The sequence below is a fragment of the Brevibacillus schisleri genome, from assembly GCF_055685845.1.
Window position 1 is genome coordinate 3,044,289 of the sequence record NZ_JBVNDM010000001.1, and the last position, 14,692, is coordinate 3,058,980.

Sequence of the window (14,692 nt, forward strand, 5' to 3'; positions counted from 1 at the left end):
TATTTTTTAACTGATTTCTAAAACGCTCTCTGTTATAATGAATAACAGTTTCTCAAGCAGGTGCATATGAATACGCTATTCTGCTGGATTCTAAGGAGGTGTGAAGGCCAGAACATTTGTTTTTGGATAAAAATTGGAAAGTGACTTTTGTCCTGAAAACTGCTTTGAGGAAACAGGGAATTTTTCCCATTGTGAACCGGTGTAAAATGGTGGAAAATTTGTAGATGAAAATTGGTTCATGACGATAGTAATATGAATGTGGGTAATATTTACAAAATAGACACAAAAACCCAGACACTTTATTACATTCGGCCATTATATTAAATGGTGTTGATGATGGAGTTTCCAGTGTGAGCCATTGGTCACTGAGACTTCATCTTCAGATTTCGCAGACCATTTCCTTTCAGTTGCGTTCACTTGTTTGGTCATCGCATTGTATTGGCACACGATAGACTAAAGTTTGCCAATTATCGGAGGGGACATATGTTAGCAAATCAGGCCAATCTCATTGACTTGGAGTGGAAAAAAGAACAGGTTGCCGTGTTTAATGATACAAAGGCCGAGTATCCACAGGATAAGTCGATCCATCAGTTGTTCGAGGAACAGGTAGAAGCTGTGCCACACCGAGTTGCCATCGTTTATGAAAATGAGCGCTTAACTTACCAGGAGCTTAACAGGAAGGCCAACCAATTAGCGAGAGCACTGATCGAAAAAGGGATTACAACAGACAGCATTGTCGGTGTGATGATGGAGAAATCCATTGAAAATGTGACAGCTATTTTGGCCATCCTTAAGGCAGGCGGAGCGTATGTTCCCATCGATATCGAATATCCCCAAGATCGGATTCAATATATCCTGCAAGACAGTCAAACCAAGATCGTCATCACCCAGAAAAACGTCAGGCAACTTGTTTACGACGTCGGATACCGTGGTTCTGTAGTCGTGCTCGAGGAAGAACAACTGGATACTCACTCAGATTCCAATCTTCACTTGCCAAGCAAACCTACTGACATAGCGTATGTCATCTATACGTCAGGCACAACCGGCAATCCGAAAGGAACCATGCTGGAGCATAAAGGGATCGCGAATTTGCAATCATTCTTTCAAAATACGTTTGGTGTAACACCTGCAGACAGGGTTGGACAGTTTGCCAGCATGTCATTTGACGCATCGGTATGGGAAATGTTCATGGCTTTATTAACCGGTGCCAGCCTCTATATCCTTTCTAAACAGACGATTCATGATTTCATCCGTTTTGAAAACTATGTGAATGAAAATGAATTGACCATCATCACGTTGCCACCCACTTATTTGACTCACCTCAACCCAGATCATATTACTCCCCTTCGCATCATGATTACGGCAGGTTCAGCTGCCAACTTCCCTTTAGTGAATAAATGGAAAAACAAAGTCAGGTACGTGAATGCTTACGGACCTACGGAAACAAGCATTTGCGCGACGATTTGGGAGGCACCTTCCAATGTGCTCGTCAACCAAACGATCCCAATCGGCAAACCGATTCAAAATACATCCGCTTATATTGTCAATGAAGAGCTACAATTGCAGCCAATTGGCAGTGAAGGAGAATTATGCATAGGTGGAGTAGGCTTAGCCAGAGGATACTGGAATCGCCCAGACTTGACCGCCGAAAAATTTGTGGATAATCCGTTCGTACCAGGAGAGAAGATGTACAGGACAGGAGACCTGGCCAAATGGCTGCCGAATGGAGAAATTGAGTTTCTCGGCAGAATCGACCATCAGGTAAAAATCAGAGGTCATCGGATTGAGTTGGGAGAAATCGAGTCCGTTTTGCTGAAACATGAACAAATAAAAGAGGCAGTGGTAATCGCTAGAGAAGACCAACACGCTCAACCTTATTTGTGCGCTTATTTTATTTCGCAACGGGAAGTAACTCCTTCGCAGATGAGAGAATATGCCGCTCAAAAGCTTCCTGCGTACATGCTTCCTTCTTATTTCGTGAAGCTGGATAAAATGCCGCTCACGCCGAATGACAAAATTGATCGAAAAGCATTGCCAGAACCTGATGTTACTGCTGAGACAAATCTTGTGTACGAACCTCCTAGAAATCAGACAGAATCGATTCTCGCAACTGTATGGCAAGAGGTATTGGGAATCGAGAAAATTGGAATTCGCGATAATTTTTACGCACTCGGTGGGGATTCCATTCAAGCGATCCAGGTGGCTGCTCGTTTGCATGCCTATCAACGAAAGCTAGACACGAAAGATTTGCTGAATTACCCGACAATTTCGCAGGTTGCTCTCTATGTCAAAAGTACGACGAGGAGAAGCGAGCAGGGAATTATCGAAGGCCCTGTTACCTTAACACCCATTCAACAGTGGTTCTTTGAAAAGAACTTTACGAATATGTTCCATTGGAACCAATCGTATGTGTTGTATCGTGAGCAGGGATTTGATCCTGAAGCGATCCGAAAGGCCTTGGATAAAATCCTTTCGCATCATGACGCGCTACGCATGGTCTATCGGAACGAGAATGGGAGCATCGTTCAACAGAATCGTGGATTGGGTGGCGAATTATACGAGTTCCTTCTATATGATCTGACCTCGCATTCGGATGTCCAGCAAGCAATCGAAGAAGAGACGAAACGCTTGCATGGCAACATGAATTTACAAGAGGGGCAGTTGGTAAAGGCAGCCTTGTTCCATACGCTCCAAGGCGATCATTTGTTTTTGGCTATCCATCATTTAGTCATGGATGGAATTTCCTGGCGCATTCTGTTTGAGGATCTAGCAACTGCATACAGTCAAGTACTAGCAGGCAAAGATATCGTTCTCCCAGAAAAAACGGATTCTTTTAAAAATTGGGCAGTATGGCTTAACGAATACGCAAATAGTGATGCATTGACGAGAGAAATCCCGTATTGGGAGAATGTTGAATCTACAGCTAAGAATGCTTCCCTTCCTAAAGACTATGAAACGGTGGGCAGCAAACAGAAGAGTATCCGCAACATACAGGTCGGATTGCTAGCAGAGGAAACCGAACAATTGTTGAAACAGGCAAATTCTGCTTATCAAACAGAGATCAATGATTTGTTACTGGCAGCGTTGGGGCTGGCCGTTGCAGAGTGGAGCAGGATTGACCAAATCGTTATTAATCTCGAAGGGCACGGACGCGAGGATGTGATCGAACACGCTAACGTGACAAGAACTATCGGATGGTTTACGTCCCAATATCCAGTTTTACTAGATTTGAGTCAAATCAATCACTTACCTGACCATATCAAATGCACGAAAGAAAACCTAAGGAAGATCCCCAATAAAGGCATTGGCTATGAAATTTTAAAATATATGACAGAACCGGAAAAACGACGTGCCTTGTCCTTTTCCTTGCAACCCGAAGTAACGTTTAACTACTTGGGTCAGTTTGACTCAGGCCTTACCAGTGATATGTTCACCCGTTCTCCTTATAGTGCTGGCAACTCGCTCGGTGCGGATGGGAAGAACAATCTGAGTCCGGATTCGGAGATTTACACTGCCTTGAATATTACAGGAAGAATGGAAGGTGGGGAGCTTCTCATCACGTTTACTTACAGCGAGGAGCAGTTTAGAGAAGAGTCCATCCATCAATTGAGTAAGAGCTATCAAAAACATCTCCGGTCGATCATTACGCATTGCTCGCGGAAAAAAGAAGTCGAACGGACTCCCAGTGACTTTAGTCTAAAAGGACTTCAAATGGAAGAAATGGACGACATCTTCGAAGTACTTGCCAATACGCTTAACTAGAGAAGCACTTGCTAAAATTTCATGGGGTAAAATACGCCTTTTGTTTACATTTTATTACAAATATGACGAATAATGTCGATATCGAGGTGCCGGAATGAGTGTTTTTAGCAAAGAACAAGTACAAGATATGTATCTATTGACGCCCATGCAAGAGGGAATGTTATTTCACGCCTTGCTAAACGAAGAACATAACTCTCATCTTGTGCAAATGTCCGTTTCGATCGAGGGCAATCTTGATGTTGGTTTGTATACCAATAGCTTACATGTGCTGGTAGAGAGATATGAGGTATTTCGCACGCTGTTTCTCTATGAAAAATTAAAGCAGCCTTTGCAGGTTGTCTTGAAGGAACGGCCCATTCCCATCCTATTTTGCGATCTAACTGCTTACGACGAGCAAGAAAAACAGCAGCGCTACACGCAGTACAAAAGGAATGACCAAGAGAAAACCTTTCATCTGGCGAAAGATTCGTTGATGAGAGTAGCTATTTTCCAAATGACGGAGAGCGAATATGAAATCATCTGGAGTTTTCATCACATACTCATGGACGGTTGGTGCTTTAGCATTATTTTTGATGACTTGCTTTCCGTCTATTTATCCTTAAAAAACGGGGCTCCGATTTCTCTTGATCCAGTGCAGCCTTACAGCCAATTTATTCGCTGGCTGGAAAAGCAAGATAAAGAGGCTGCTCTCGCTTATTGGAGAGACTATCTGGAACAGTTTGAACAGCAAACTTCTTTGCCGAAATTTGGGAAGTCTTCTAGCAATGCCTTTCTACCAGCGCAATATCGTTTTGTGCTGGACCGCATGGTGACGCAACAGCTTTCTGCGATCGCAAGTCAAAATCGAGTGACTTTGCCAACCGTGATTCAAACCTTATGGGGGATTCTGCTCCAATCCTATAACACTACGAATGATGTGCTCTTCGGCTCTGTTGTATCAGGGCGACCAACTGAAATCGCTGGAATCGACAAAATGGTTGGGTTGTTTATCAATACCATTCCATTCCGCATTCAAGCGAAGAACGATCAAACCTTTGTCGACTTGATACAGGATGTGCACCAAAGAACACGGCAATCCCAGCCATATGAGCATGTGCCTTTGTACGATATTCAAAACGATTCCGTATTGAAGCAAGACTTGATCGACCACCTGATGGTCATCGAAAACTATCCATTAGTTGAGGCCTTGCAGAAAAAGGCGGCGACACAGCAAGTCGGCTTTGCCATTGTCAATGTCGAGATGTTTGAGCCTACCAGTTATGACATGACCGTTATGGTAATGCCCAAAGAAGAGATTGCGATGCGGTTTGATTATAATGCGGCTGTTTTCGACGATGTCTTTATCCAAAAAATGGCTGGGCACCTCAAGCAGATTGCGGCTTGGGTGGCAAACAATCCGAGGGTCACCCTTCAACAGGTTACCTTGCTGACAGAAACTGAAAAACAACAGCTATTGGCTAGAAACCTTGATACTTCCGCAGCTTATCCAACGAAAACCATACACGAGCTCTTTATGGAACAGGTGGAAAGGACACCTGATCACGTTGCGGTCGTATTCGGAGAACAGCATCTGACGTATCGGGAGCTAGATGAAAAGTCCAATCAGCTCGCCAGGTTTTTGAGAGGAAAAGGGATTGCAGCAGACAGTCTGGTTGGTACGATGATGGATCGATCCATCGAGATGATACTCGGAATTCTTGGGGTTTTGAAAGCCGGTGGTGCATTTGTACCAATTGATCCAGAGCTGCCAGAAGAACGAATTGCCTACATGCTCGAGCATAGTGGAATTCAATGGGTAGTGACCCAGCAGCATCTATTAGAGAAGGTCTCGGCCACTACTGAAACAATAGATATCAGCACACCAGCCATCTGGGAAGAGAGTAGTGCGTCTGTAGAAATGATCAATCAACCAGAGGACTTATTTTATATCATCTATACTTCAGGAACAACAGGGAAACCAAAAGGCGTCATGCTTGAGCATAAAAACATGGCAAATCTGATACACTTTACGTTTGCCAAGACCAACATCGATTTTCATGAAAAAGTATTGCAGTATACCACATGCAGCTTTGATGTTTGCTACCAGGAGATTTTCTCCACGCTGCTTTCCGGGGGACAGCTCTATCTCATCACGAATGAGATGAGACGTCATGTAGAAAAACTGTTTGCGTTTATCCAGGAAAACCAGATCAGCATCTTGTCCCTCCCAGTATCCTTCTTGAAATTTATCTTTAACGAAAAAGATTATGCACAAAGCTTCCCGCGTTGCGTCAAGCACATTATCACAGCTGGAGAACAGCTCGTCGTCACTCATGAGCTACAAAAATATCTGCGGAACCATCACGTATTTTTACACAATCATTACGGACCGTCGGAGACACATGTGGTAACCACCTACACGATGGACCCTAGCATGGATATACCAGAGCTGCCTCCAATCGGAAAACCCATCAGTAACACAGGCATTTACATCCTGGATGAAAAGCTGCAGATGAAACCTGAGGGCATTGTAGGGGAGTTGTATATCTCTGGCGCGAACGTGGGAAGAGGGTATTTGCACAATCCGGAGCTGACTGCGGAGAAGTTTCTCGAGAATCCGTATCAATCCGGAGAAAGAATGTATCGGACGGGAGACCTCGCTCGTTGGATGCCAGATGGCAATATTGAGTTTTTAGGGCGAATCGACCATCAGGTAAAAATCAGGGGTCATCGAATCGAGCTGGGAGAGATCGAATCGCACCTGCTCAACCACGCCTTGATTAAGGAAGCCGTAGTCATCGATAGAACGGATGAGACAGGCGGAAAGTATTTGTGCGCCTATGTCGTTTTGGCAGAGGAAGTCAGCAACAAGGAGCTGCGAGCGTACTTATCACGAACGCTGCCGGAGTATATGATCCCTTCCTTCTTTATGAAGCTGGAGCGGATTCCGGTCACACCTAACGGAAAAACAGACAGAAGAGCCTTGCCCATCCCTGAGGGGAATACATTTACGGGAGCGGATTACCTCGCTCCGACAACCGAGCTGGAACTGAAAATGGCGGCGATTTGGGAAAGTGTACTCGGCGTGTCCCCGATTGGTATTCAGGATAATTTTTTCGCGCTGGGCGGGCATTCGCTCAAGGCGATTCATCTCATTTCCCGGATGCAAAAAGACTGCCAGACAGATGTTCCGCTTCGCGTCTTGTTTGATAGACCAACCATTCAAGAAATCGCCAAGTATGTAGAAGGTGTAGAGGCAGGAACGTATCTTGCTATTCCACAGGTCGCCATGCAAGAGCATTATCCCGTATCCTCTGCGCAAAAACGCATGCTGATTTTAAACCAGCTTGACCCGGCTAGTACGGTGTACAATTTGCCCGTTGTAACGGTACTCGACGGGGAATTGAATGTACCGCAGATGGAGAATGCCATTTCGGGTCTTGTGAGTCGTCATGAATCGCTACGAACCTCCTTTCATACCATCAATGGCGAGCTGGTTCAACGTATCCATTCGGAATGCAAACTACCAATCGCCTACATGGAAGCGACAGAGGAGCGTTTGAATCAAGTCATCACGGATTTCATGCATCCGTTTGATTTGGAAGAGGCACCATTAAGTCGGGTTGGCCTAGTCAAACTGGGAGAGCGGCGCCATGTCATGATCATCGATATGCACCATATCATCTCGGATGGCTTGTCATCGCAAATCATCCTGAATGATCTTGCACAGCTCTATCAAGACAAATCCTTGCCAGAGCAGCGCATTCAATATAAAGACTTCGCAGTTTGGGAAAAAGGTCTGGCACAGACAGACGAGTACAGAAAGCAGGAAGCGTATTGGACTCAGCGATTCGCTGGTGAAATTCCTGTCTTGAACCTGCCTTTGGACTACTCTCGACCGTCTGTTCAAAGCTCTGAGGGCGAACGTTATCTATTTCGTTCAGAAAAACAATTGTTGGATGTTTTGCAACGAGTGGCGGCGGAAACTGGTACTACGATCTACATGGTGCTCATGGCAGCTTACCATGTTTTGCTCGCGAAATATTCCGGGCAAGAAGACATGGTAGTCGGAACCGTGACAGCTGGAAGAACGCACCCTGACACGGAAAGCATCACGGGTATGTTCGTTAACACGCTCGCAATGAGAAATCAGCCGGTTGCGACCAAAAGCTTTAAGCGATTTTTGCTAGAAGTGAAGGACAACACACTGGCTGCTTTTGAGCATGGGGCGTACCCGTTTGAGGAACTCGTCGAAAAGCTGGCCGTTAATCGGAATCGAAGCCGCAATCCATTGTTTGACACGTTGTTCATTTTGCAAAATATGGATGCCGATCCGGTCAAGATCGAGGGCATGACAGTGACGCCTTACGTGCCAGAGGGCAAAATGGCGAAATTCGAATTGTCGCTCGAAGCAACTCAAAACCATGCAGGTCTCCTATTCTGCTTCGAATTTCGCACCAAGCTGTTCAAGCAGGAGACCATCGAACGCATGTCGCGTCATTACATGCAAATCTTGCAAGAGGTCACTCAGAACACGGACTTGGCTCTCTATGAGATAGAGATGCTCACCGAGCAAGAAAAGCAGGAACTACTTGTCCATTTCAATGACACATCTAAGCCTGTTCAGCTGGAAAGCACACTTCCCCAGCTATTTGAAGAACAAGTAGGGAAAACCCCTGATCAAATCGCACTGGTTTGCGGGGACAAAAAGTTGACCTATCAGGAGCTCAATAAGAAAGCCAATCAGCTTGCTCGTACATTACGGAAAAAGGGAGTAAAGGCTGACCAACGAGTAGGGATTATGGCCAATCGTTCCATGGAAATGGTCATTGGTATCCTTGCCATTCTCAAGTCTGGCGGAGCATACGTGCCGATCGATCCAGAATATCCAAATGATCGCATTGCTTATATGTTGGAAGATTGCGAGGCCCGTCTGGTGCTTACCCAAGAGTATCTCGGTGCAAAGGTTGCTGCTGGAGTGGAATGCCTGTATCTCGAGGATAAGAGTAACTATTCTCGTATCACCACAAACCTTGACCCGATTCATACGGCTACCAATTTGGCTTATATCATTTACACATCGGGTACGACAGGCAAGCCTAAAGGGGTCATGGGGGAGCATCGAGGTATTGTCAATAGTGTGACGTGGAACAAACAAGAGTTGGCCTTATCCGTTCATGACAGAGGTTTGTTGCCCCTATCCTTTGCCTTCGATGCTTTTGCCCTTACCTTCTTTGCGTTAATTATATCCGGTTCAACGGTTGTCTTAACGAAGGATGAAGAAGCCAAAGATCCAATCGCGCTCAAAAACCTGATCTCATCATGGAGTTGCAGCTACACGGTGTGCGTGCCAAGTATGTTCCAAGCGATTTTGGAATGCAGCACCACCGAAGAGATCAACCCTCTGAAAATGGTCATGCTCGGGGGAGAAAAGCTATCGCCAAAGCTGGTTGAGATGTGCAAAGAGATGAATCCGCAGATGATTACGGTCAATGCGTATGGCCCGACAGAAAGTAGCGTTATCGCCACCTATCTGTGCGATGCGCTCCCGGATGCTCCGATCACCATTGGGCGTCCAATTGCAAACACAAGCATATACATCGTGGATCATTCGCACCAGCTGCTACCAATCGGTGTAGTGGGAGAAATATGCATTGGCGGACTCGGTTTGGCACGCGGATATTGGAACAAACCAGAGCTTACCGAGGAGAAGTTTGTTTCCAATCCATTTGCGCCTGGTGAACGCATGTACAAGACGGGTGACCTTGGCAGATGGCTCCCGGACGGTACGATTGAATTCGCTGGACGCATAGATGAACAAGTAAAAGTGAGAGGATACCGGATTGAGATCGGGGAGATAGAATCGGTTCTTCTCAGCTATGAAATGACGAATGAAGCGATTGTCGTTGCTTATCAGGATGGAAGCGGGGACGCGTATCTGGCTGCCTATTTCACTGGTAAAGAAAAGATCTCGGAAGTGGCGCTGCGAACACATCTATCTCAAGAACTGCCAGCGTATATGGTTCCAACTTATCTGGTTCAACTGGACACTTTCCCGCTCACGCCAAATGGCAAGATCGATCGCAAAGCGCTGCCGAAGCCAGAAGGAAAGCCTACAACAGGTGTGGAGTATGCCGCGCCTGCCAATGAAGTAGAGGCAACACTAGCAAAGATTTGGGAAAACGTCCTTGGCATCTCCGGCATCGGCGTGATGGATGACTTTTTTGAGCTGGGTGGACATTCTTTGAAAGCTATGACGGTAGTTGCGCATGTGCATCGGGAGTTTCAAATTGATCTTCCTTTGAAGCATTTCTTTGAACAGCCTACCGTTCGGGCCTTGTCCAGGTTGATAGCAAACAGTGAGAATGCGTCAGATGCATCGATTCAACCAGCGGAACGACAAGAGTACTACCCGGTATCCTCTGCCCAGCAGCGGATGTACGTACTCCATCAGTTGGAAGGAGCGGGCATCAGCTACAATACGCCTGGGATGATCATGCTAGAGGGTCAACTAGATCGCGATCAACTGGTGCATGCGCTGCAAGCATTGGTAGATCGTCATGAGATATGGAGAACCTCCTTTGAGATGGTAGGAGATCAGCTGGTCCAAAAAATTCATGACCACGTGGAAGTGGAAATGACGTATCGGAGTGCAGAGGAACATCAGATCGATGAGATTTTCCAAGCGTTTGTCCGTCCATTTGATCTGGCTGTTCCGCCACTGTTGCGCATGGGTCTCGTGCAAATCTCGGATGAACGTCATGTTCTCTTGTATGACATGCATCATATTGCTGCGGATGCCTCGTCCGTCCCGCTTATTTTCAATGAACTGGCGGAATTGTACCAAGGCAGACAATTACCGGAGCTGCGGATCCAATACAAAGATTTTTCTGTCTGGCAAAAACGCTTTACCGAGTCAGATGACTTCAAGAAGCAGGAAGAGCATTGGCGCCATGCGTTTGAGGGCCACAACAGCGTCTTGGAGATCCCGACAGATTTTCCGCGACCAGCTGTGAAAAGCTTTGAGGGTGATCAAATCGTACTTGCTACCGATAGACCTCTGCTGGAAGCTTTACACGCGTTGGCTGCAGAAACGAAAACGACGTTGTTTATGGTGTTGCTAGCCGCCTACAATGTGCTGCTTTCGAAGTATACAGGGCAGGATGATATTGTTGTCGGAACGCCAATCTCCGGCAAAACGCGGGCTGAGCTCGAACCGATTGTCGGCATGTTCGTCAATACGCTAGCACTCAGAAACAAGCCGATAGCAGAGAAGACTTTCAAGGAGTTTCTGATGGAAGTCAAGCAGAATGCTCTGGATGCCTATGATCATCAGGATTATCCATTGGAAAGTCTGGTTGAAAAGCTTGGGATTCAGCGTGATCCGGGACGCAATCCACTTTTTGATACCATGTTCATTCTGCAAACCGACGAATTGTACCAAAAAACACAGGGTCAACTAACCTATCATCCTTATGAACCGACGAGCGCGCTTGCCATTTCAAAGTTCGACCTGTCTTTTCACCTGACTGAACGGGAAACAGACCTGTTGCTGCGACTGGAGTACAGCACCAAACTGTTCAGAAGAGATACCGTAGATAGAATGTCGCGTCATTTCATGCAAATTCTACGCAATGTTGCAGCAGAACCTGATAGGCAGCTTCAAGCGATTGAGATGCTGACGGCAGAAGAAAAGCAGTTGTTGCTGGTGGAATTCAATCATACAGACAGAGAGTATACAGAAGACCAGACCATACAACAGCTCTTTGAAGAACTGGTAGCAAAAACGCCTGATCAAACGGCCATTGTATTTGAAGAGAAGCAGATGACGTACCAAGAGCTCAATGAAAGAGCGAACCAGCTAGCCGCAGTTTTGCGGGAAAAAGGGCTAGGCCCTTCCCAAATCGTTGTCATGATGGTGGAGCGTTCCTTGGAAATGGTCATTGCCACGCTCGCCATTTTAAAAGCTGGCGGAGCCTTTTTGCCGGTCGATCCCGACTATCCCGAAGAAAGAATTCGCTACATGATTGAGGACAGTCAGGCGAAGCTCGTACTTACGCATTCACACCTGATCAACAAGGTGTCCAGTCAGGCAGAGATTATCGATTTGGACGATGCGGAAAGCTATTCGGCACAAACAGACAATCTACTTTGCATCAACAAGCCGTCTGATCTTGCCTATATCATTTACACGTCCGGTACCACTGGCAATCCAAAGGGCGTCATGCTAGAGCACAAAGGGGCAGCCAATCTGCAAGCCATGTTCAAGAATCACTTCGGCGTAACCCCACAAGATCGGCCAGGACATTTTGCGAGTATTTCTTTTGATGCATCGGTGTGGGATATGTTTATGGCTCTATTGACAGGAGCGACCTTGTATATCATCTCGCGTGATACGATCAACGATTTCCGCAAATTTGAGGAATACGTCCACAAAAACGGAATTACCATTCTCACGTTGCCGCCGACGTATGCCATTTATCTGGAGCCTGATCGTATGCCGTCATTGCGTATCCTGATTACTGCTGGATCGGCAGCATCTACCGCGTTGGTAGAGCAATGGAAAGAGAAAGTGACCTATATTAATGCCTACGGCCCCACAGAGAGTACGATTTGCGCGACGACCTGGAAGGCCTTGCCACATGAACCAGTTGGTCAGACCATTACGATTGGCAAACCGATTCAGAATACGAAGCTGTTCATTGTGGATGAACAAATGCAATTGAAGACTGTGGGTCAAATAGGTGAATTGTGCATCAGCGGGGTGGCGCTAGCCAGAGGATATTGGAATCGACCAGAACTGACGGCAGAAAAATTCGTCGACAATCCGTTTGTGCCAGGAGAGAAGATGTATCGCACCGGAGATCTGGCGAAATGGCTTCCGGACGGAAATATCGAGTATCTCGGCAGAATCGACCATCAAGTGAAGGTACGCGGTCATCGGGTAGAGCTGGGCGAAGTCGAGAGTGTTCTGTTGCGGTATGAGACGATTGTGGAGGCAGTAGCCATTACACATTTAGATGACCTGGGGCAACCTTACCTGTGCGCATACTATGTAGCTGATGGGGAAGCAAGTCCGGCTCAATTGCGAGAATTTATGGGAAAAGAATTGCCAAATTATATGGTTCCCTCTTTCTTTGTTCAGCTGGATAAGATGCCATTGACACCGAATGACAAAATTGACCGCAAAGCATTGCCGAAGCCAAGCCACGAAGAGAAATCGGGCAGAGAATATGAAGCACCACAAAACGAGCTGGAACACTTACTTGCAACGACTTGGGCTGAGGTATTGGGAATTGGGCAAGTGGGAATGAAAGACAACTTCTTTGAATTGGGCGGAGATTCCATCAAAGCCATTCAGGTATCTACGCGTTTGCACGCATTAGGCTGGACGCTGGCGATGAAGGAACTGTTCCAATATCCGACCATTGAACAAGTTGTTACCTATGTCATACCGAACAGCAGAGAGAGCGATCAGGGAGTAGTAGAAGGCGAGATTGGCTTGACGCCCATCCAGAAGTGGTTCTTCGAGCGCAATTTCACTGACCTCCACCACTGGAATCAGGCTGTCATGCTGTTTCGAGAGGATGGCTTTGACCCGGTACTTGTTCAGCAGGCGTTCTTTAAAATCGTCGAGCACCACGATGCGTTACGCATGATCTACAAACAAGAGAATGAGACAATCACGCAAATCAATCGAGCGTTGACAGGTGAGCGATTCCGCTTCCATTCGTATGACTTAAAAGATCATGCAAATAGCGCAGCTCATATTTGGGAGTTGTCTAATCACATCCAAAGCAGTATCGATTTGGAACAGGGACCACTCGTCCACTTGGCACGCTTCTCCACAATGGAAGGGGACCATTTATTGATTGCTATTCATCATCTGGTCGTGGATGGCGTCTCATGGCGCATCTTGTTTGAAGATTTTTCTTCTGCCTATTCGCAGGCTCTCCACAATCAGGAGATCGTCTTGCCGAAAAAGACAGATTCATTCAAGGATTGGTCGGCTCAACTGCAAAACTATGCGGAGAGTGACGAGCTTTTACGAGAAGCGGCGTACTGGCACAACCTCGAGAGCACGGCCACGGCCGAAAAGTTACCAACCGATTTTGTTACAGCAGATCGTAAACAAAAGCACACCCGTACAGCGAAGGTCGAGCTGACAGCTCAAGAGACAGAAAACCTGTTGCGTCACGTCCATCATGCTTATCACACCGAAATGAATGACCTATTGCTGACTGCGTTGGGATTAACCGTGAAAGAGTGGGCGAATACCAACTATGCTGTCATCAACCTGGAAGGTCACGGTCGCGAAGATATTCAGAATGAAATGAACGTGACCAGAACGATTGGGTGGTTTACATCCCAGTTTCCTGTCGTGCTTGATATGGAAAAATCAAAGGACTTGTCCTACCAAATCAAGCATATCAAAGAGAGCTTGCGTCGCATTCCAAAAAAAGGAATTGGCTACGAGATTTTACGCACGTTGACGGCGGATAAACTGCGTCCGTCCCTGCAATTTAGCCTGCAACCGGAAATCAGCTTTAACTACCTCGGGCAATTTGATTCGGATGTAAAATCTGGTGGATTTGCTTTCTCGCCACTCGGGACGGGTCAGCTTTTCAGTCCAGAATCGGAGAGGGTATTCTTATTGGATATTTCCAGCATGATCGAGGATGGAAAGCTCCAGATCAGTTTTGGTTACAGCAGTCTCCAGTATCAGGAAGAAACCATTGCGAAATTGGCAGACAGCTATCGGAATCACTTGCTCAGCATTATTGAGCATTGTCTATCAAAAGAAAAGGGTGAATTGACCCCAAGCGATCTGGGTGATGATGACCTTTCCATGGAAGAACTGGAGAACATCCTGGAATTAATCTAATCGGGCGACATGAGAAATGCGATTCCTCCAATAAAAGCTGGGACATCTCGCTTTTATTGGAGGAAC

The 14,692-nt window shown here is 46.3% G+C and carries 2 protein-coding genes; both read left to right on the top strand.

The annotated features are described in order from the left end of the window. Window positions 1-483 precede the first annotated feature (483 nt). Window positions 484-3,762 (top strand): tyrocidine non-ribosomal peptide synthetase TycA, encoded by a 3,279-nt coding sequence (gene tycA / locus ACUUHJ_RS15110; RefSeq protein ID WP_472299221.1) that lies wholly within the window; start codon window positions 484-486, stop codon window positions 3,760-3,762. Window positions 3,763-3,856: 94 nt separating this feature from the next. After that, window positions 3,857-14,626, top strand: a complete 10,770-nt coding sequence (tycB, locus tag ACUUHJ_RS15115; RefSeq protein ID WP_472299222.1) for a tyrocidine non-ribosomal peptide synthetase TycB — start codon at window positions 3,857-3,859, stop codon at window positions 14,624-14,626. Window positions 14,627-14,692: the final 66 nt, after the last annotated feature.